Raw genomic sequence first — 21,175 nt, 5'->3', positions numbered from 1 at the left:
ACAAAAAAAAGGGGAATCGGGTAAGATGAAACTATAGGTGCAGGCAGGGCATAAATGCAATGCGTAAATTGCTTAACAGCCCTGCCTGACCCTGCAAGCTTCACCAACCATCATACCACACGATCGCCATTCTGTGCTACCTGAGCCGGAAAATCATTGGAAATTTTGCGAAGCACAATTGCCATTCCGTGGTCTTTATGCAACAGTGACGATTTGCCGGGAGAGTGCCCCCTTTACCACCTTATGGGCGATCGCGATCGTGGCGGTGGGGACAACCCATTATCCGGCGCGACGATCGCCTAAAATCCCCAACGAATCGAGTCAAAAGAGATTAATATTGAATGCGATCGCGGGTTTTGCCCTTTGCCGCATTTTTATCCACAAAATCGATAATTTTGCCGGCTACATCCACATTCGTTGCTGCTTCAATGCCCTCCAAACCCGGAGAAGAATTCACTTCCATCACCACCGGACCGTGATTCGATCGCAAAATATCCACCCCAGCCACTTTCAATCCCATTGTTTTTGCTGCCCTGACAGCAGTAGAACGTTCCTCCGGCGTTAACTTGATTTTCTGTGCCGTACCGCCGCGATGCAGATTCGAGCGAAACTCTCCTGGTGCACCCTGGCGTTTCATCGACGCCACCACCTTTTCACCCACCACAAAACAGCGAATATCCGCGCCATCGGCTTCTTTAATAAATTCCTGCACCAAAATATTGGCATCCAAACCGCGAAATGCTTCGATCACCGAAGTTGCAGCTTGCTCGGTTTCTGCCAGAACCACGCCGATTCCTTGGGTGCCTTCTAGCAGTTTGATCACCAAAGGAGTGCCTCCGACAATATGAATCAATCCGTCAATATCTTTGGTGGAATTGGCAAATCCCGTGACCGGCAAACCAATTCCTTCTCGCGCCAACAATTGCAGACAGCGCAGCTTATCGCGCGATCGCGAAATCGCCTGAGATTCATTTGCCGAGAATACGCCCATGATTTCAAATTGTCGCACCACAGCGGTGCCATAAAAGGTTTTAGACGCCGCAATTCTCGGAATCACCGCATCGAAATCTTCTAATTGCTTCCCCTGATATACAACCGTGGGGCGATGGGAGGTAATATTCATGTAACAGCGCAGGTAATCAATCACTTTCATCTGATGACCGCGCTGTTCCCCGGCTTCCTTCAACCGTCGGGTGGAATACAGTGAAGGTTTCTGGGATAAAATGGCGATTTTCATAATTCGGGATACTCCTGTTTTGTGTTGATATTACCAGCGATGCGGAGTTATTGATGAGTGTGTAAAAACGAGTGACCTGGATCGACGAGAAAGCGCCGACGCACTGCCTGACGACCCAGCAACATTCGGAATCCCATGACATCCCGATTGGTTAAAGTTAGTTCAATGGGCCATCGGTTTCCGTCGAGTTCCACCGGGGTGAGAATCGCCAATCTCAATTCAGCATGACCTCCAGAATTGCGAACTTCTCTGCGATCTAACAGTTGAGCAACGGCGGTCACGGTTTTTAGGGTATCGCGCTGATAGGGATGAACTTTGAAGCGAACCATCGATTTTCCTGAATGGGAAAAGGTTTCGATATCAAAAGCGTGAATGGCGGATGAACGCGCACCCGTGTCGATTTTAGCTTTAATTTTTTCAATCCCGAGTTCGGGAAGCGAGATCCACTCTCGCCAGCCGATCGCGGGCAATTGTTGCTTGTGTTTCATCAGACTCTCTATCCCGAGGGAACGCACCACGAAGGACAACTTGTGACACTATTGTTTAGGATAAAAGCGCACAGGACTTTTGTTGCGGGGAATCTTGTCTTTTTTCCTGAAGGTTAATGCTTGAGATTCAGCGGAAAATGGAGAGGACGTTCCCGTGGCATCAATCGCGATCGCTGCGTTTTAGGATTTAGTGTATCGCCATCCTTGGATTTTGCACACAGCAGTGCGTTTATCCGATTGGGGGGGAAGGATTGAAGCGTAGGGGCGATCGCGCAAATCCGCGACTCGTCATCACATGCGCGATCGCATCCCCTGATTCTATCCACCTACGCTCTGGATGAATCATTCACAACTCATCCCCTCTGGCACGATCGCTTCGTCTAACTCGCTCTGACACAGTTTTGCTTCTTCCACTTTCGCGCCGGTCAGATTCGCCTGATTCAAACAGGCTCCCTCAAACGTCGCATTGCCCAGATTGGCTTGGCGCAGATTTACCCAATTCACTTCCGCTTCATTCAGATTTGCGTCGCGCAGATCGGCTCCATCGAGAATTGCGCCATTGAGTTTCGCCTGTCCTAACTGGGCGGTGGTCAGTGTCGCCCCACTTAAATTGGCTCCATACAGTTTGGCTTCAGACAGGTTGGTATCGATCAGGTTGGCTCCTCTCAAATCCGCTCCACTAAAATTAACATTGCTCAAATCCAATCCAATTAAGGACGCACCCACTAAATTCGCTTCCTGAAACGTAACGCCATCAATGTTAGCGCCGCTCAAATTCGATCCTTGTAAGTTAACGCCGTTGAGGCTGAGTCCGCTCAAATTGGCGTTGCTCAAGTTCGCTTCTTGCAGTTCGACGCGATCGAAAGTCACTTCGTTGAGATTAGCACCGCTTAAATTAGCTTGTTTTAAGTTCGTATCAATTAAATCCGCGCGCGTTAAGTCCGCTTCACTCATATTCGACTCTCGCAAGTCGGTTTTTCGCAAATCTGCCCCTCGCAATTTCACCCGCGCCAGGTTCGCTCCTTTCAGAATCGAGCCGGTGAAAATTGCCGAACACAGTTTGCTGTCGCTGAAGTTCGCACCACTGAGATCCACGTCACGGATGGTGAGCCATGAGCTTTTCACCCCAGATAAATCTAGGTTGCGAAAGTTCCTTTCTCCTTCTTTATATCGTTTCTGAAATTCTGCTATTTTCATCGCATCTGTCTCCTGCTATAGATACATTTATTGTAAGATATTTTCTGCACGGAGGAATCCTCCCACAGATTAATTTTTACTTTTTCATAACAATTTTGGGTACAGAAATAACTTTATTTTATAAAGAGGCGAATCGTCATTGGTAAGCCTTAGGGCTTAATTTATAATATTTATTTTTTCAATTGGTATTTGTTATTTTTCGGTTTTTATTTCACACTACAGCTCCATCATTTTCTGTAAAAGCACCCTAATAAAGCGTTTTATTTGGGACAATTGCTGTGTGTGCATTCTCGATAGCAAGTGAGTGTTACTGCAAAAGGTGGCTAGCAATATAAGCTATCAAGCGTGCAAATCCACTGCGTTTTCTGTGATTTGAGCCGGTTTGCATTTTGCTTGGGGTTTTAAATTGTCCGCACTAGAGTTAGCTTAATGGGTTTATCTACCCCAAATCTATTGCCTTTGTCGCTTACAGCAGCCCTGTGGGATGTTGCCCTTTTTTCCGAGGCGATCGAACCCACGGCTTGGCAATGGTTGTCTACCCCACTTTTGGGGCAGTATCCTGACGAAGGTACCGCGATCGCTGGGGTGCAGTTCTTGGTTTGCTGCCCCAGGGAGGGAGGCTAAATGCACAAACTTGGTTTTTTGTCAATGCCTCTGGGTGGTATTTGAGGTCAGGTTTTGTTAATTCTCTCCCCATAGGTGGATGGCGAATTAAAGCACGGGATTAAAATCATGCCTGTGTAAACCCAGGGCGCTTGACTGGGAGGAATCCTTTTTGCGCCGATTCCTCCGGATTAGAGATTAAGGGCGAACCAGAGGCGTGATGGAACTCCTTGCATGAGGCGGGGGGCGATCGCTGGGGGTGAAAGATCCCCTGGCGTTCTCGATGGATTCAAAAAAGCCAGGGGAAGCGATCGCGGCGATCGAATTGAACCCCCCATCTAGGGCTAAACTTCGGGCAATTTATATTGACTGACGATGCGTTTGGCAAATTCCGGGACATGCGCTTCTAGCTTTTCCGGATGATGCCGCTTCACGTAGAGATAATTGCGCGTAAAGTGAGAATCAATGGAAAAGCGGGCATATTCCAACCCTTTCGGGCCAATTTTTTCGATCGCCACTCCCATCAGTTTCGCCGCCCACATTGGCAGGGTGACGCCTTTTTCATAAGCGGGAATGCTCTGTTGCACCGCTTGATGGCGATCGCCGCGCGACATCACCGGCTCAGTATCTAGCTTGTCCATTACCAAATCGAGCATTTCTTGCCCGGTATCGTTGCGAACCACGATCCACTGCCACCCAAAAGGCGCACCCATGTAACCGACTACTAAATCGGCGAGGGAATTGACGTAATCGAAGCAACTCAGACAAGAGGGCGCAAACACATCTTTTAGTTTTTTGGTATTCAGTCCAAAAAAGGGCACCTTTTCCACCGAACCATCTTCGTGCTTGAAATGCACCTTAAAATCTTGCATGAATTCGTAATGCACCACCGTATCGGGAGACTTGCTGGTGGTTTCCAGGAATTTCTGCAATCCGGCGCGGGTGACGTTATCCACGCAAGGGGTGCCGAGTACGTAGAGTTTTTCTAACCCGAGTTTGTCTTGCACCGATCGCAACGCTTGGATCTGACAACCCACCCCGATCGCCAGCAGGCGCTTCATCCCCGAGTGCTCGATTTGTTCGAGTACCGACAGATTTGGCGACAGGGTGGGTTTGTTCACCCGCGCCGCCAGCACTTCTTCTGGGGTGCGCGCCACGATCGGCATAGGTTGAAATCGGTCTTCTTTCGTGTTTTGCACGCAGACGACTCCTTCCACAATGCCGCGTTCGAGCATTTCGCAGGCGATCGTACTCACGATTCCGGTCCATTGCGCCCCGGGAATCGGCTGTTTTTTGCGCGCCGCCATCATGTTTTGATGCACGCCAAAGTACAAATCGTCTTCGGAATCTAGATTTCGACTTCCCCCATGTGCCTGTTGTTCGAGTTCGGCAATTTGTTGATTCAGAAAGGCACAGGCTTCTTTGACATAATGGATGTAATAGGTATCGCAAAGCCCACACTCGCTGCAGAGTTCTTTGGCAGGGCGAGGACTAGAGGATTTTAGCGCTTTGGCTTTTTTGTGCTTGGGAATTGAATGTGCTGAGGTCATGGAAAGCTTCGTTTTCGATCGCGCAGATGACTTATAACACCATATCGTATTGAATTTTAGATTTTCGATTTTCTTCGCAAACCGATTTTTTCTACAATTGGCAATTGGCAATCGAGTACGAGCGGCATCCAGGACCCATTTGGATATTGCGATCGCGAGGCGAAGGGATTCAAATCTGAACCCATTGTTGGCCAAACTTTGAGCAGAAGCGTTCTCATCTCGACCTCCCGCCATTGAAAAGGCTTGGACATGGCAGAGGGTGGTACAATATCACCCTTTGCACTACCCTCGAAAACAGATAAGGTGCGTTATGACTCACGTCTAACGCACCCGCGCTTTAAATGTGCTGTTTACCCCTGCCGCTTGTCCCTTGGGGGTGGAATTACGATCGCATCAATTGGTCGAACTCTTCGGTTTCGCGAAGTTGATTAAAATCAGATTCATGTTGTGCCATTTCCCTGATTTCCGGATTGAGATTAATGGCTTGTTTGAGATTATCAATCACCAGATCGAGATCCTCTTTAAAAGCATAACAGCGAGCCTTGCCGTACCAGGCATCGGCTTTGTCGGAATTCACTCGTATTGCCTTATTATACGCCGCGATCGCCTCATCATATCGGTCTAATTTTGTAAACGCAACCCCTTGACCTAAAAACGCTTCATAGCATTCCGGATTAATCTCGGTTGCCTTTTCGTAAATTTCGATAGATTCCTCGTATTTTCCTTCCCGAAAAAGCTCATTTCCTTGCTTGACATAAATGCCAAAAATCTCGTTAAATGGCTCCTCCATTTTATCCTGCATTTGCATGGAATCTTCCAGGGTCGAGCGAGCTTCAGCAATCAAATTCTGAGTCGCCAGGGCCATCGAAATTAGCTCGTTTAACTGCGCCGTACTATCCTTTTTCTCCGGGAGTGTGGGTGGCATCCCATCAGCGGCATCGCTTTTCACCAAACCACCGCCGGTTTGTGGGGGAACGGATGGGGGGACTTCCTTGCCCAGTTGCGCTTTCACCTCCTGCATCACTTGGTTCGCCACGCTCTTGCGGAACAGCCAAATCACCAGGGCGGCACCTACCGGAAACACCACCAGGGCAATCAATAACACGCTCAGGCGGCTAAAGGCGCGATCCACTTCCGATTGAATCTGCTGTTGAACCAACGGATCGATAGGAACTGGTTCTGCCTCTCCAATTGGCTGCACCACTTCCGAGTCTGCGGCTTCTTCTACCGACTCCACCGACACCGGTTCGTCAGGGGTGGCTTCCGGAGAGGGTTCCGCCGTCGGCGCGGGGGAGGGAGTGACATTATCCGCCGCCGGTGCATCCGGGGAGGGTGCATCCGGGGAGGGGGAAGCAGTGGGAGGAACGAGGGGTCTGGGGGCGGGTGGGGGTGTGGGTTCTTGGGCGGTTGCGGTCCCGACGGAGAGCAGCAAGGTTGCCAACATCAGAGTAGAGCGCCAGCCGATTCTCGCGCACAGCGCGGTGAGCGACACTGGCGCGATCGCCGTTTTACCGGCACCGATGGGGACTAGCTCCCTGCGAGGCACTCGCGCGTTCCCGACTCGATTCGTGCTTGTCATGGAAATCTCACCTACGGATAAATCAACGACTTCACCACTTTGGCTTTAGTCTAGACGATTTTCAACCCTTATCAGTTGTTAATTTTCATCGATCGCGATTCAAAAGCGAGTAAATTGAAAACCATTAACCTTCTGGACAATCCCACCCTCCCTTGAATTTTTGATTGGCGAAAAAAAATATTATATCATTTCTGTGCCACCCAATCAAAAGCCAAAAAAAATATCGTGGCATCCAATCGGTTTTGCGGCGATCGCCCGGACTTCCATCGCCATCCCTTCACCTCCCCCCAGGGGACGCAACCCTGCCCAAAAAATTCCCCTTTATACACTACAATAAAACCCTGGTTGCTTGACACCGATGCAGGGAAAAAGGAGCGCGTCACCAATGGCTACTCAATGGGAAAATTTTCTGAACAATCTCGGGCATTGGCAAGGCTCGTTTACCCAGCTTTCCCCCACCGGAGAGCAAATGGAAGATAGACCGAGTTTGTTAATTTTGTCAGGCTTAGACAACGATCGCCGAGCGCGTCTGACCCTGCGTCGCTTTGCACCCGGTGCCAATCCCACCACAGATGCGCCGCAAGATGAAATGGTGCGCGAATATCAGTCTTTTGGCCGAGATGTGCGGTTTTTCGAGAATGGGGCATTTTCCCAAGGGTCGATCCAGCGATCGCCCTTTTCCACCTTTGGCGCAGAATTCGGCTTTGTCAGTGGCGATCGCCGAATGCGACTGGTGCTGCTGTTCGCACCGGAAGGTCATCCCGACAGATTCACCTTAATCCGCGAATGGCGCGCGGGATCCAATGCAGGGGAAAACCCGCCCCTAACCCTGGACTCCCTGCTGGGAACCTGGGAGGGGGAAGCTTGCACCCTTTATCCCGATTGGCGCAACCCAGAGTTTTTTCCCACCACCTTGCACCTACAGCAACGCGATCGCGACACCATCGAGCAACAGATAACCTTCGGTAACGGTCCGGATGCCGGCGCGATCGCCTCCCAGGGCAAACTTTCGGGAAACAGCCTGGAATTCCACCAAGGTTCCCAACCCACCCGCGTCTTGCTGCTTCCCGATGGCGCTTCCGCCACCTTCCCCCTCACCGCCAAACTCCGGGAACCTTTCTTTCTCGAAGCCGGCTGGTTAATTGCACCCAACCATCGCCAGCGCTTAATTCGGCGCTACAGCGATAAAGGAGACTGGATGAGCCTCACCCTGGTGACAGAGCGCAAAGTGGGTTAGGGGCGAAAGCAAGGGGGTAGGCTGGAGGTGCTGACCGGGGTTAGAGTAAAGAACAAGGGCGAGCCAACGCTTTTTGCAGCAAGATTTTATAGTCTCGTTCTCGGATAGTGTAGGCCCCGAAGCGTTCTAGATGGGGGTTATTCATTTGGGCGTCAAACAGGATAAACCCGCGATCGCGCAGTCTTTCCACCAGCAGAACCATTGCCACTTTCGACCCTTCGGGGATGCGGAAAAACATCGATTCGCCGATAAAAGCACCGCCGATCGCGATGCCGAGAATGCCGCCTGCGAGGGTATCGCCTTGCCAGGTTTCAAAACTATAGGCCCAACCGGTTTGGTAAAGCTCCCAGTAAATTTTTTTTAACGTCGGGGAAATCCAGGTGGTTTTGCGATCGGCGCAACCTTCCACCACCCCGACAAAATCGCGGTTCACCGCTACCTGAAATCGGTTTTGATTCAGCACGCGCCGCAGGGATTTCGGGTAGCGAAAGCGATCGTCGAGGGGAATCAGCGCCCGCTGGCGACTGGAATACCAACCGAGACTATCGTCTCCGTCATTGGCCATTAAAAAATAGCCTTTCGCATATCCTTGAATAATTGAAGGAATATCAAATTCCATGAATCACAGAGGCAAAATGAAGTGAAGCGGAAAGGGTCAGGGGGGGAAAGGAATCAGGCACTGTCCCTGGTGCGGGAGGGGTTCATTGCCGATCGCGCCTAACTTTGAGGGGCGATCGGCAATGATATAACCCCATTCCTATGGCAAACACCCTTAAAATGGGGAGTATTGCCGAGAGTCTCTTTGCCTGCGCTTGAGCGCGCGAAACCCCCCGTGCCAGGTTAAGGCATTGTCTGTTTCGCCTAACTCGGGCAAAGTCTGGGTGACTCCTTCAAATAAAATATCCCACTAAACCCGGCTAGGAAACTGGCAAGGGCATAAGATCTGAAACTATTACAGGAAATTTCTTTGGCGATGAGTGAACCTATCAAACCGATCGTTTTGCCCCCGGCGGAGAATGCTTTGCAAGAGGGTCAATGGTTGAAAAAATCCTTGCACGATTGGCTCGATCGCGAATTTATCCCAGAGCCAGTCAACGCCCATATTGCCGAAAGAGCGGCTCAAATCTTCGTGCGACAACGCATGGAAGGGGAAAATGACTTAGGCTCTCTGGTGATTGCCATCGTCACCGAAATGCAGTCATTTGACTTTTCTAAGAGCTTCTATGGCGAATTCGCGATCGCCAATGCTGTCAGCGATCTGCTGCTCGACAGCTTGGGAATCGACCGCTGCTGCGGCGGCGCTTAGTTTCCCTACCCACGGATTTTAGATTTGGGGGTTCAACCCCCCGATCTATCTAAAATCCAAAATCGACCATCTTTTTTACCAGCTCGATTTTACGACACCGGGTAACAGCCCTTTGTGCGCCATATCCCGCAGCGCATTGCGACACAAACCGAAATCGCGATAGTATCCTCTCGGACGTCCGGTCAACCAGCAACGGTTGGTCAGGCGATTGCGGGCGCTGTTGCGGGGCAGTTGTTGCAATTTGCGGTGGATCTCCAGTTTTTCCTCGGGATCCGTGGCCGCATCAAACTGTTCTTTTAATTCTTGGCGCTTGGCGGCGTACTTATCAACCAGCTTTTGGCGCTTCTTTTCGCGCTCGATCATGCTTTTCTTTGCCATGTGGGAGTTTTATCTCTAAAAAAAGACAGCATCTTCCATTCTAGCGGATATTAGGGGATGAATGTAGCCGTGCGATCGGTTAATCTCCCAAAAATTCCCGGCAATTTTTGCCGATCGCTACCATCCGGCTGATTTTTTTCCGCTATTTTTTCCCCAATGGTTGACAAAACTGCGACTGTGTGGTACTTAAAAAAGCCTTTTATCCGAGTGGAAAGGAGGCGATCGCCTTTTGTGTGGGAAACATCCGCCGCCACTGAATCGAGGCCCTAGTTTTGTTCGGCGGCGATCGCATTTTCTACCGGAATCTGCGCCGCCGGACATAAATCGCTCAATTCGCAGCGATCGCAAGCGGGTTTTTTCGCCGTACATACCGCCCGCCCGTGATAAATCAATCGAATCGACCAATTTTCCCAATCTTGTTGCGGTAACAGTCGGATTAAATCCCGCTCGATTTTCACCGGATCGGTGTTTTCGGTCAACCCCAATCGTTGCGACAGTCGCTTGACGTGGGTATCCACCGTCACCCCTTGATTGATACCATAGGCATTCGCCAACACCACATTAGCCGTTTTTCTCGCCACTCCCGGTAATTCCAACAGCAATTCCATCCGTTTGGGTACCTGACCTTTGTGTTTTTCTACGATCGCCCGACAGGCCCGTTGGATGTTTTTGGCTTTATTGCGATAAAATCCCGTAGAGCGAATTAATTCTTCTAAGGTTTCAATATCCGCCGCCGCGATCGCCGCCGCATCGGGAAAGCGCCGAAATAATTCTGGCGTCACTTTATTCACGCGATCGTCCGTACATTGCGCCGAAAGAATCGTCGCCACCAATAGCTGCACTGGCGTCTCGTAATTCAGGGTACATTTTGCCTCGGGATACAGTCGCTTTAAGCGAATCAACAATTCGAGCGATCGCTGCTTCGTCACCGCCCATTTCCGGGTAATGTTCATAATTGGTCATTGGTCATTTGTCATTGGTCATTGGTCATTTTGCCTAGTGGTTTCTAGGCTCTGCCTGGGAACGCAAGAAAGGTGGCTTTGCCTCTTCTAGCAAGTATGCAAGATGATTCGCCACCGTGCTAAAAAAACAGAAAAGAATTAAGAATTAAGAAGTGCATCAATCAACTCTCAATTCTCAATTCTTCTGTTTTTACACCCCGTTTAATTCGCGATTATTCAAACAATTGTTGTACCCAATCGAGTTGAGCGGTATCGCGAATAATCAGGAAAATGCCGAGACCCAACAATAACATCAAGCCGGTTTGCATGACGCCATCTTGGATGTGGGTGGGCAAAGGTTTGCCGCGCACGCCTTCGATGAGCAAAAAGGCCAACTGACCGCCATCTAAAGCGGGTAAAGGCAAAATATTGATAATGGCCAAGTTGATACTAATTAAAGCGGCGAACTGGAACAAATTAGCGGCATCCGACTTAGCGATATCGGCACCGATCGCCACGATCGCCACCGGGCCGGAGACTTTATCGGCGGTTTCGCTAAAGTTGCGAATTAACTGTCCGAAGCCTTGGGCGGTTAACAAGGCGATGCGTTGGAACTCAGAAGCTCCGGAGGTAAAGGCGTCGGGAATGCTATCGGCGCGATCGCGAATCACATTGCCATTGGGTGCGAGTTGGACGCCAATAATCCCTTTGCCATCTTCAGCGCGTTGGGGGGTGATATCCAGGGAAATTTCTTCGCCATCGCGCTCAACCAGCAAATCGAGTTGTTGGTTGGGATGGCTTTGAATCACCTTCATCAGGCGTTTCACCGCTTGGCGAGAATCCCCCAATGCCTCACCTGAGGCTGCCAGAATCACATCCTCGGACTTGATGCCGGCGCGATAAGCTGCCGTATCCTCGGACATCACCTGGGCCACCAACACCCCGGGTTCGTAGTTAAATTCCTGAACGCCTACAGTTGCCACTTGCCCGACGAGAAGCACATAGGCAAAAATCAGATTTGCAATCACCCCGGCGCTAATCACGATCGCCCGATCCAGGATAGGGCGGTTGCGTAGCAAATTCGGGTCTTCGGGAGGAATATCGCTGTCGGGGTCGTCATCGGGGAACCCGACAAATCCGCCCAAGGGAAAACCTCTAAGCGCATATTCGGTTGAGGGGCCTTGATATTTCCACAAAATCGGTCCGAATCCAATCGAGAAGCGATTGACATGGATGCCCTGCAAGCGAGCTGCCATGAAATGGCCGAGTTCGTGAACGAAGATCAAAACCCCCAGAACCGCGATCGCTGCCAATACTGACATGAAAAACCCCAGTGAAACTCCGTGCTTAAGTTTAGCTGACTGCTTCGAGCCAGTTTTTAACCTATTTTTATTTATCTTAAGCTCAAGCCGCCTCGGTTGTCTCCGATTCCCAGCAGGCGAGGGAATTATTTACCACAAATCCTCCCCTTTGTCAAGTTACAACACTTTTTTCCCCAGATAAGGTTGCAACACCTCGGGAATGCGAACCGTACCATCGGCTTGTTGATAATTTTCCAAAATCGCCGCCATCGTGCGCCCGATCGCCAACCCAGACCCATTCAAGGTATGCAAATATTGCGTCCCCTTCTTACCCGGTTCTTTAAACCGAATATTGGCCCGTCTGGCTTGAAACTCCCCAAAATTCGAGCAACTGGAAATCTCCCGATACCGCCCCGACGAGGGCAGCCACACCTCTAAGTCATAGCACTTCTGCGCCGAGAAACCCAAGTCGCCGCTACACAGTTCGATGGTTCGATATGGCAGCTTTAAGGCTTGCAAAATCGCTTCTGCATCTCTCACCAGGGATTCATGTTCCGACTCGGAGCGATCGGGATGGACGAATTTTACCAATTCAACTTTATTGAATTGATGCAATCGAATCAATCCGCGCTGATCCGTGCCATAGGCTCCCGCTTCCCGGCGAAAACAAGGGGTATAGGCGCAATAGTAAATCGGCAACTCATCTGTAGAGAGGATTTCATCCCGGTACAAATTCGTCACCGGTACCTCCGCCGTGGGGGTCAGCCACAGGTCATCGTCGCGACATTTGAAGCTCTCTTCGGCAAATTTCGGCAGTTGCCCGGTGCCGCGCAGGGATTCGCTACTAATCAAAATCGGCGGCATCACTTCCAGATAACCGGCTTCGATTTGCTTGTCGAGCATGAAGCTGATTAAGGCCCGTTCTAAGGCTGCACCGGCACCCACCAGACTGACAAACCGACTGCGCGCCACTTTCACCGCGCGTTCGGTATCGATAATTCCCATTTGTTCGCCAATTTCCCAATGGGGGCGAATATCCGGATTTTTCGGCAGGTATTCGTCCCCCCAGCGACGCACTTCTACGTTGTCGTCTTCGCTTTTACCCTCGGGAGTGGAGATGCTGGGTAAGTTGGGTAGGGCGAAGAGTAATTCGTCGAGTTGCGCTTTGAGTTGTTTTTCTTTGGGTTCGAGGTCACTGAGTTGGGTTTTGAGTTGGTTCCCTTCTTCTTTCAGTGCCAGAATATCGGGGTCTTGCGGTTTGCTTCCCGATTTCATTTTTTGCCCGATCGCTTTGCCGATTTCGTTACTCCGCGCCTGCATCTGCGATCGCTCGGTTTCTAATTCCCGCTGCTGGCGATCGAGATCCAATATCGGCTGCAATTCGTAACCTTCGCCGCGCTTCTTGAGGCGCTGCTGGACTTCTTCTGGGTTTTTCCGGATTTGCTTGATATCTAGCACGGACTTTTCCTAACTGGTTCGCGAGTTCGTCTTAGTCACTTTACCAAGATAGGCTATATCGCGCCCCTACCGCTAGCCTCGTCAGAAAAAGCACCGGACGGCTAGAAATTCCCCCTTGGCAAGTCGGCGATCGCATGGCGCTAATCGAGATAAATTTTTAAGTCTCATTTTTTAGGTTCAACTTTTAATTCTTCCGGTTCTTTCTTTTAGATTTAAACTGAGAAGAAGAGAATAAAGATTGGTTGTGCTGCGATTGCTGCACGGGAATTTCGATAATAAACTCGCAACCTCGGGATGGAGCGCTAATGCATTCCAATCGACCGCCATGTTTTTCTACAATAATTTGATAAGAAATAGATAATCCCAATCCCGTGCCCGACCCTACGGGTTTCGTGGTAAAAAAGGGTTCAAATATGCGGCGGCGCAAGGTTTCGCTCATCCCCGGACCGTTATCGGCGATGCGAATAACAATGCGATCGCTTCCCAGGCGATCGGTGGAAATGCGAATGGTTTTTTGTCCTTGGTCATGGGTCATTTGTGGTTTGTCATTTGAACCGATTACCGATTCTAAAGCATCGATCGCGTTGCTAAGAATATTCATAAACACTTGATTGAGCGGACCGACATAGCAATCCACCCGGGGCAAGTCGCCATATTCTTTAATAATGTCAATTTCTGACGTTCCCGAGACTTCTTTCAGACGATGCTGAAGAATCAGCAGGGTACTATCCAATCCCTCGTGAATATCCACGCGCTTCATTTGCGCTTCATCCAGGCGGGAAAAATTGCGTAAAGACAGAACAATATTGCGAATGCGTTCGGCTCCAACTTGCATGGAAGCGAGCAGTTTGGGCAAGTCGCTGACGAGAAATTCTAGGTCTCGGTCTTCGATGAAGTCTTGAATGTCCGGGACGGGTTCGGGATAATGTTCCTCGTAAAGGTCTATCAATTCAAGTAAATCTTTAATATATTGATTGGCATGAGAAAGGTTGCCATAGATAAAGTTAACTGGGTTATTAATTTCATGGGCAACCCCGGCGACAAGTTGACCGAGACCGGACATTTTTTCGGCTTGAATGAGCTGGAATTGGGTTTGTTGCAGTTCGGCGATCGCCGCTTCGAGTTCCCGGGCTTGTTGGCGCAGTTGGGATTCGGATTCTCGCAAAGCAGCTTCCACGCGCTGACGCTCTTGAATATCGCGTTTGAGCTGTTCGTTAGTGGCTTTCAAAGCTGCAGTGCGTTCTTCCACCAGTTCTTGTAAATTATCGTGGGCGGCTTGTAGTGCGGTTTCGGCTTTTTTGCGCTCTTCGATTTCATGGCGCAATTGTTGGTTTGCTTGTTCCAATTCTTGGGTGCGGTCTTCTACCACCTGCTGCAATCCTTCAATTAAGCCGTACATTTCTGTCGGACCTAATGCATGTAATAAGCTAGTTTGGGAAACAATGCCCAGGAGTTCTCCCGAAGTGCCCGATACCACCAGCCGTCGCACGTGTAGCCGCTGCATTTCTTGGTGGGCGAACCACAAGGAATCCTCTGGACTGAGGCAAAATAACGGGGCGCTCATTACATCTTTGGCTTGCAATTTTGCCATTTCCAGTTGCAGGGCTTGAAATTGGACGATATCGCGTTCGGTGACGATTCCCACGGGAATTGTGGGGTTTGATGTGGCAGAATTTTCGCGATCGCCCTGCTGACAAATCACCACACAGCTCACCCGTTCCCTGGCCATAATTTGGGCTAAATCTAACACCCGGGCTGTCTCGGGGGCGTGAACGACCTGGGACGCCATCACGTCTTTCACATAGCGCAATTTGGTAAACAAATTCACCGGTTGCAAGGCTTGTCGGATGCTTTCCGGGGTGACAATTCCCAATAACTCACCTTCCTGGTTAAATAGGGGGAGATGGCGAATTCTATGTTGGCGAAATAAAGACAGAGCGGTAAAAATATCTTCCGAATTGGTTTGGGTCAAACTGGTGACGGGAAAGGTCATTACCTCTCCAACTTTTACCTGTTTGAGGTCGATTTCCTCCGCCGTCATCCGCACGATATCTCGTTCGGTGAAAATTCCGATATTGCGCGGGGAAATCTCTGTAGGAACCGCAGATGGTTGACCGGTTTCGCAAAGGGTCTGTAGTTGCTCGGATACCGGGGTTGCACCTTCGAGAATCAGGAGGCAACTTGCTCGCACTGAGGGGGCGGTTTTGGGGTCGGTGGTGGAATTGGAAACGGGCAACGGGCAGCTACTTCGCAGTTGACTCATCAGGGTGAGGATGTCTTCGAGGGAGGTGTCTGGAGGAACGATCGGCGGGTAGCGATCGATGGCATATTCTAGGGCTGCAGAATAAAGAAAGGTATGGTTGACTGGCATAGTAATGAGTTTCCGGTGGGCAAAATAGGGATAACGTTCAGCTTAGGGTTGACTCTGAGTTTTGGGAAAAGTGTTGTTTAAAGGGTTTTTAGCTGACTTCATACATTACTGTAGAAAAATTTGGGAATTTCCGAAAGGAACGTTTAAAATTTTCTCGCCAAATTCTCTTGGTTTGGGGTAAGGCGAGGAGGGGCGATCGCGGCTGGTATGGTGCGCTTGAGTCCATACTCCGGGCGTTTCTAGGGCGGATTCCCGTATCCCAACGGGCGATCGCGGCTTCGCCACTATGCTCGACAGCGGCGTTACCTTACATTATTTTTCCCCACTCTCTTGCCTTTCCATCGGGGAGAGTCACCCGTACACCATCAATCTGACTTTTCTCCTCGAACGGGTTACAATAGAATAAACAAATGACAGTAGAGTTTTTCTACTGTTTAAAATCTATCGGTATTTTATTAAGTAACGAACAATGGCCGACTATTACGCACAAGAAGATGTCCAGCAAATTTTGCATTTAGCGATCGCTCGCAAAACCGATAAGGGCGAATTCTCCCGCTCTCAATTGGTGGAAATGGCCAATGAATTAGGCATTTCTTCCGATCGTCTCGCCGAAGCAGAACACGAGTGGCTCGCCCATCACGGGGAGTTTAAGGAACGGCAAGCATTCGATACCTTCCGCAGCACGAGATTGAAAAACAATGTCATTCGCTATGCAATCGTTAATTCCTTCTTGGTGCTGTTGAACCTCGCCACAGCTCACGCCCTTACTTGGTCTTTGCCGATTGTTTTCTTGTGGGGGTTGTTCCTGGCCCTCAAGGTTTGGAGAACTTACGAGCTTAAGGGCGAAGATTACGAGAAGGCATTTGCGTCTTGGCGCTTGAAGCAGCAAATCGGAAACTCTATCAATACCACCTTGACCAAGTGGCTCAAGCCCCAAGAAGGAAGTGTATAGGTCTCCCGTTGAAAAAAGGGCTTGATGAGCTAAATTTTCTCGTAGGCTGGCTACAAACCAGCCTATTTTTTAATGGTTATAACCTCATCAAAAGCGTTAACTCGTTCCCAGGCTCCTGCCTGGGAACGAGTTAAACGAGTTCACGAGTGAAAACCTGCTTGCTTATTTTGCCTAAGTGCTTAGGGCACCAATGCCTAAAAAACTATCCCTCAGACCCGATCGCCTATGGATACTCCTCTAGCAGCGACAAGCGCTTGACTAACGTCAGCAAACCGGGTGAAAGGGGTGGTTAAAGGGAGCTTACAATGCATAAGAACATTGAGCCAACGATAGCAAAAATGCCGGATAAAAAACTGATAGCATGGTTCGGAATAATTGGAGGAATTAGCCTAATCGTCGCGTTCCTCTATCCCCAATTCGGATTATTAACGCTGACCTCCCTCACGGTCATCAGTTTAGCCTATCGCTATCCGCGCGCCGGCGTGTGGGCAATGCTGATTTACATGCCCTTTGCGGGAACTGTCACCTATGGCATCGGTGGGGGAAATATGCTGTGGCGTTGGATGGTTGATTTTTTCTACATTCCGGCGGCGATCGCCTTATTTTTGCGGAATTTTCAGCAGGGAAAATCCCTCCCCCATCCAAAAGTTTTGATGCTGCCTCTCGGACTGTTGCTGGCTACTTGTTTGCTCACTCTGCTGTCGGTGAATGGGTGGCAACAATTCGTCGAACCTCTGGCGGAAAACGAGCAACCGTTAATGATGGGACTCATGGGGGGAAAAGCGCTGTTGGGATACTGTCCCCTGATGGTTTGTGCCTACTGGTTGATGCGCGATCGCCGCGACTTTTTGTTTCTAACCCGCTTGCTTCTAATTCTCGCGATCGTCTGCTGCACTCTCAGCTTTATTCAGTATGGAATGCTGCGCGCCGGAGTGTGCCAAAATACCAACGAATTGGCGGGAGAAGACTTATTTCGCGCCTCCTTAGATGCCCGCTGTTTTGTCGGCGGCGCGCTGTTTTACAGTCCCCAGCACAACGCGATCGACTTACCCGGTACGTTTCTAAACCCCATTACTTGGGCGTGGTTTCTGATTTCTACGGCATTTTTTAGCTTTGCCTCTACACTCAGCGAACCGTCAAAACTCTGGCGAATCATTGGCATCGGAACGATTATTTGTATCTTTATTGCCACTCTTTTATCCGGTCAGGGAGTGGCCCTGATTTTGGTTCCCACTGCATGGATTATTTTGCTGGCGGTGACGTTAAGCACTGCCAAACGGGCGATCGCCGTGGGCGCGGTTATCGCCCTGATGTTCGCAATCGCGTTGGCGATCGCCCCCGATTTTTTTCAAGCCCGCGTGGAAAGTTTAATCGGGCGCTGGCAATATGCCCCACCCCCTCAATGGCTTTACGAGCAGTTTAATTGGATCGTTCAAGAGAATATTGGATTGCTGGGTCAAGGATTGGGTCGCGCCACCAATTCTGCGCGCATCTTTGGGGCGACAAGATTGATAGAATCCTACCACGGTAAATTACTTTATGAAATCGGACCGTTGGGCATACTGGCGTTTTTGTCCTGGATTTTTGCCCTTCTCTATCTTACCTTTAAATCGTGGTATTCTTTGCGCGATGAAAGATGGCGCAGTTATGGCATCTGTTTCTGGATTTTTCTGGTTGTAATCACCGTTTTTCCCTTCTACAATCCCCTGCGTATAACACCGATAAACATCCTTTACTGGTTCTTTGTCGGCGTGTTGCTGAAATTACCCAAATTGGAAGGAGAGATATAATGTGAAAAAACCCTGGGTCAGGGTAGGGCTAAATCCGGACCGAGCTGCTCCTACGCGGGCTAAGGAGTGAGAGAGGTGGGTTGCGCCTCGGGGCAGAGTTGGGTGAGTGCATCGCGGGAAAGGTCGGTTTGGCCGAGCGCGGCACATCCGCGATCGAGCAGTGCGTTTAATCCGTGAATTTGCCACAGTTGCACCGTGCCATCTTTGGCGAGGGTGACGAGTTGAGGGGGATCGGCGGCGGAATACGGGGGGGGAAAGGCGAGACTGTTAATGTGCGAGTGAGAGTATTCTGCCAGCAGGTTGCCTTCGCGGTCCCACACCTTCGCCGTGCCCTCGGAACCGGCTGTGGCCAGCCATTCGCTGTCTGGACTGAAGCTGACGCGATAGACTTCTCCTTCATGGGCTTTCCATTGCGATCGCTGCTTTGGCGATCGGTTCCACCAGAGGCGCAGGGTGCCATCCGCTCCCCCAGTGGCGATAAATTGACTGTTGCTGCTGAAACTCGCGCTGTGGATCGGGCCTTGATGTCCGGTCCACTGATAGATCGGTTCGCCATTGCGCTTCCACAGTCGCGCCATGCCATCGTCTCCAGCACTCACAATGTATTGTCCGTCGGGACTGAAACGAACGGTTCGCACGCTGGCTTTGTGCGCGATCGCTTCTACTTCGCTTTCCCCGGAAATCCGCCAGATTCGCAGGGTGCCATCGGCTCCCCCGGTGACCAAATGCTGGCGATCGCGGCCAAAACTCACACTATATATTTCTCCGGCATGCCCTTTCAACTCGCTTACCGGTTCCCCCTCAATGGTCCACACGCGGGCGGTTCCGTCAGCGCTAGCGGTGGCGAGGTACTTGCGATCGGGGCTAAAGGCGACTTCGTAAATCGGCGCTTGATGGGCGCGAAACTGCCCGATCGCCTCCCCACCCAAGGTCCACAATCTCACAATGCCATCGCGTCCCCCAGTCGCCAGCATCCCCGCCTCGGTGACTCTGGGGGCGAAACTGAGGCTCGAGAGGGGCGTAGAATTGGCAATCAGGGGCGCGGGGGTCGGTTCGATGCGATCGAGCATTTTCTGCAAGCTCAACAGGGGGGCGATCGCCGGATACGCCTGTAGGGGCAAGTTTGTGCCCGCTAAGGCTTTCAATTCTCGCCCCTGCTGTATCGCCGCTATTAAAGCGTCCAATTTTGCTCCCCCTGCTTCAAATTCTCGCCAAGTCATCACCCCCGATCGCTCCAGTCGGGTGGCAGATTTTAGCAGTTTTTGCGAGTATTTTAGGGTGCGATCGGTCCAGACAATTAATACCGCCGCCAACAATGCAGCGATCGTCAGTCCCACCAGTCCCCAGCGCAACCGTTGAATCGCTTTTTGTTGCGCTTGCGCTAACAGTTGATTGGCTTTTTTTTCTGCTTCTAACGCCTTTTTTACCCGATCCGCTTCCAACGCTTGGCGTTTGGCTTCTAATTCTTTTTGCGCTTCTTGCAGTTCTAATTCTTGACTGGCGGCTAAAAATTCATAGTCGCGATCGCTCAAATTTTTTCCTTTCGACCACTCCCGGGCATTTTGCAGGGCTTTTCCGCGCAATAGGCGGGATTCATCCGAGCGATCGCTGGCTAACCAAGCGGCGATCGCTTCCGAGTAGGGACGCAAATTTCCTAACTGCTTTTCCACCCAGTCGCGATTGAAAATTGCCCCATAAATCGGATTGGAAACTCGCAGCACTCCGTCGCGGCGCACCACCAATCCCGATAGCCGCAAGGTCATGTGTTCCGTACTATCATCGGCTTTAATTTCCTGCTGTTGTAAGATTTGCTGATACACCCCAAGTAACTGTGCGGCGCGCTGTTCGTTTCGCAGCAGGCGATCGCGAATGGTTTTCAAATGTTCTGGCTCATCCTGCGCTTCCCAATTCTCGATGATTCGCGATCGCACCAACTGCGCCACCCACTCCCCCGGATGGTCAATTTTGCTGCTTTCCCCAGAACCAGATTGGGCATTTCCCAATACAATTTTACAGACTTTTTGGGTTAAAAAAGGCTGCCCGCCGGTCCAGTGCAAAATTGCCGCTAGCACCTCCGGCGCAGGGTCGATTTTCTCCGCCAATCCGGGAACTAAGGGCCAGGCTTCTTCGGTTTTAAACCCAAATAATTCGATAGCGCGACCGATATTAAACGGGGTGCGGGTTTTGTCTTGAATTAAATCCGAAGGGGTAGCGACGCCTAACAAACTAAAGGTTAAGCGTTGATACGCCGGGTGGTCTACTCGCTGATTGTAACAGGCGCGAATTAAGGCAAAAAAATCATCAATGGCGAAGTTTAAGCTGAGAATGCTGTCGATTTCATCGATGAAAATCACGATGGGTTGGGAAATCGAAGCTAATACCACGGTTTCGAGAAATTCGCTCAAGCGCTGAATCGGGGTGAGGGAGTCGCGATCGCGCCACCAGCGGCGTACATTGACCGTTTGGGAGAGGTTTAAACTACTCCAAATATTTCGCACCATTCCCGCATACCACTGCTCGAGGGTCACCTGCTGGGAACCGATGCGGGTGAGGTCGATTGCTACGCAAGCATATCCCTCAGCTTCCAGTCGTTGCATGGTTCTCACCCGCAGGGAAGATTTGCCCATTTGGCGGGAATTGAGTACGTAGCAAAATTCGCCTTTTTTTAACCCTTGAAACAGGTCTTCATCCGCCTGACGCCGCACGTAAGTGGATGCATTAACGGGCAGGGAACCGCCAACTTGATACTCGGATTGTGTCATGGTCGCCTCGGTTTTTGCTGATGGT

18 protein-coding genes are annotated in these 21,175 nt (G+C 50.5%); 6 read left to right on the top strand and 12 right to left on the bottom strand.

The window, feature by feature from the left end; all coding sequences use genetic code 11:
• Positions 1–156: 156 nt before the first annotated feature.
• Complete coding sequence (locus AC0QH1_RS06575) at positions 157–303, top strand: hypothetical protein (RefSeq protein ID WP_324630161.1); 147 nt, start codon at positions 157–159, stop codon at positions 301–303.
• 28 nt (positions 304–331) lie between these two features.
• Here AC0QH1_RS06575 and rimK read toward each other — a convergent pair whose 3' ends face one another.
• The 3 genes from rimK to AC0QH1_RS06560 form a co-directional block, all read right to left on the bottom strand.
• Entirely contained in the window at positions 332–1,237 is a 906-nt protein-coding gene (gene rimK / locus AC0QH1_RS06570) for a 30S ribosomal protein S6--L-glutamate ligase (RefSeq protein WP_324630160.1), read from the bottom strand.
• Between the two features lie 47 nt (positions 1,238–1,284).
• Positions 1,285–1,725: an ATP-dependent zinc protease family protein gene (locus tag AC0QH1_RS06565; protein ID WP_324630159.1), complete on the bottom strand. Its 441-nt coding sequence runs from the start codon at positions 1,723–1,725 to the stop codon at positions 1,285–1,287.
• A gap of 342 nt (positions 1,726–2,067) precedes the next feature.
• Positions 2,068–2,922, bottom strand: a complete 855-nt coding sequence (locus AC0QH1_RS06560) for a pentapeptide repeat-containing protein (RefSeq protein WP_324630157.1) — start codon at positions 2,920–2,922, stop codon at positions 2,068–2,070.
• Positions 2,923–3,351: 429 nt separating this feature from the next.
• Between AC0QH1_RS06560 and AC0QH1_RS06555 the strand changes: the two genes are divergently transcribed.
• Positions 3,352–3,546 carry a hypothetical protein gene (locus AC0QH1_RS06555; RefSeq protein ID WP_324630156.1) on the top strand — a complete coding sequence of 65 codons (195 nt, stop codon included), beginning with the start codon at positions 3,352–3,354 and terminating at the stop codon, positions 3,544–3,546.
• Between the two features lie 323 nt (positions 3,547–3,869).
• On the opposite strand, the gene AC0QH1_RS06550 is transcribed toward AC0QH1_RS06555, so the two are convergent.
• Positions 3,870–5,075, bottom strand: a complete 1,206-nt coding sequence (locus AC0QH1_RS06550) for a Coenzyme F420 hydrogenase/dehydrogenase, beta subunit C-terminal domain (protein ID WP_324630155.1) — start codon at positions 5,073–5,075, stop codon at positions 3,870–3,872.
• A 382-nt stretch (positions 5,076–5,457) separates the two neighbouring features.
• Entirely contained in the window at positions 5,458–6,654 is a 1,197-nt protein-coding gene (locus AC0QH1_RS06545; RefSeq protein ID WP_324630154.1) for a tetratricopeptide repeat protein, read from the bottom strand.
• 385 nt (positions 6,655–7,039) lie between these two features.
• On the opposite strand from AC0QH1_RS06545, the gene AC0QH1_RS06540 reads away from it, so the two are divergent.
• The gene (locus AC0QH1_RS06540) at positions 7,040–7,891 is read left to right on the top strand and encodes a DUF3598 family protein (RefSeq protein ID WP_324630153.1); all 852 of its coding nucleotides are present in this window, start codon (positions 7,040–7,042) and stop codon (positions 7,889–7,891) included.
• A gap of 40 nt (positions 7,892–7,931) precedes the next feature.
• On the opposite strand, the gene aat is transcribed toward AC0QH1_RS06540, so the two are convergent.
• Positions 7,932–8,510, bottom strand: a complete 579-nt coding sequence (gene aat / locus AC0QH1_RS06535) for a leucyl/phenylalanyl-tRNA--protein transferase (RefSeq protein WP_324630152.1) — start codon at positions 8,508–8,510, stop codon at positions 7,932–7,934.
• Between the two features lie 354 nt (positions 8,511–8,864).
• Between aat and AC0QH1_RS06530 the strand changes: the two genes are divergently transcribed.
• Entirely contained in the window at positions 8,865–9,197 is a 333-nt protein-coding gene (locus AC0QH1_RS06530; RefSeq protein WP_324630151.1) for a hypothetical protein, read from the top strand.
• Between the two features lie 75 nt (positions 9,198–9,272).
• Here AC0QH1_RS06530 and rpsN read toward each other — a convergent pair whose 3' ends face one another.
• From rpsN to AC0QH1_RS06505, 5 genes are all read right to left on the bottom strand, one after another.
• Positions 9,273–9,575, bottom strand: coding sequence for a 30S ribosomal protein S14 (gene rpsN, locus AC0QH1_RS06525; protein ID WP_324630150.1), 303 nt, complete (start codon positions 9,573–9,575; stop codon positions 9,273–9,275).
• 266 nt (positions 9,576–9,841) lie between these two features.
• Positions 9,842–10,528: an endonuclease III gene (gene nth / locus AC0QH1_RS06520; protein WP_324630149.1), complete on the bottom strand. Its 687-nt coding sequence runs from the start codon at positions 10,526–10,528 to the stop codon at positions 9,842–9,844.
• Positions 10,529–10,749: 221 nt separating this feature from the next.
• Complete coding sequence (rseP, locus tag AC0QH1_RS06515; RefSeq protein WP_324630148.1) at positions 10,750–11,838, bottom strand: RIP metalloprotease RseP; 1,089 nt, start codon at positions 11,836–11,838, stop codon at positions 10,750–10,752.
• A gap of 156 nt (positions 11,839–11,994) precedes the next feature.
• A complete protein-coding gene (gene serS, locus AC0QH1_RS06510; protein WP_324630147.1) occupies positions 11,995–13,275 on the bottom strand; it encodes a serine--tRNA ligase in 1,281 nt (426 codons plus the stop codon).
• Between the two features lie 184 nt (positions 13,276–13,459).
• Positions 13,460–15,646 (bottom strand): CBS domain-containing protein, encoded by a 2,187-nt coding sequence (locus AC0QH1_RS06505; protein ID WP_324630146.1) that lies wholly within the window; start codon positions 15,644–15,646, stop codon positions 13,460–13,462.
• A 469-nt stretch (positions 15,647–16,115) separates the two neighbouring features.
• Between AC0QH1_RS06505 and AC0QH1_RS06500 the strand changes: the two genes are divergently transcribed.
• Together AC0QH1_RS06500 and AC0QH1_RS06495 are read left to right on the top strand one after the other, a co-directional pair.
• Positions 16,116–16,598, top strand: a complete 483-nt coding sequence (locus tag AC0QH1_RS06500; protein ID WP_324630145.1) for a 2TM domain-containing protein — start codon at positions 16,116–16,118, stop codon at positions 16,596–16,598.
• Positions 16,599–16,903: 305 nt separating this feature from the next.
• A complete protein-coding gene (locus AC0QH1_RS06495; RefSeq protein ID WP_324630144.1) occupies positions 16,904–18,388 on the top strand; it encodes an O-antigen ligase family protein in 1,485 nt (494 codons plus the stop codon).
• 59 nt (positions 18,389–18,447) lie between these two features.
• On the opposite strand, the gene AC0QH1_RS06490 is transcribed toward AC0QH1_RS06495, so the two are convergent.
• Positions 18,448–21,150 carry an AAA-like domain-containing protein gene (locus AC0QH1_RS06490; protein ID WP_324630143.1) on the bottom strand — a complete coding sequence of 901 codons (2,703 nt, stop codon included), beginning with the start codon at positions 21,148–21,150 and terminating at the stop codon, positions 18,448–18,450.
• Positions 21,151–21,175 lie beyond the last annotated feature (25 nt).

It is taken from the genome of Phormidium sp. CCY1219 (genome assembly GCF_055795085.1).
Note: the sequence above shows the minus strand (reverse complement) of the source record. Positions and strands in the feature narration are given on the sequence as shown.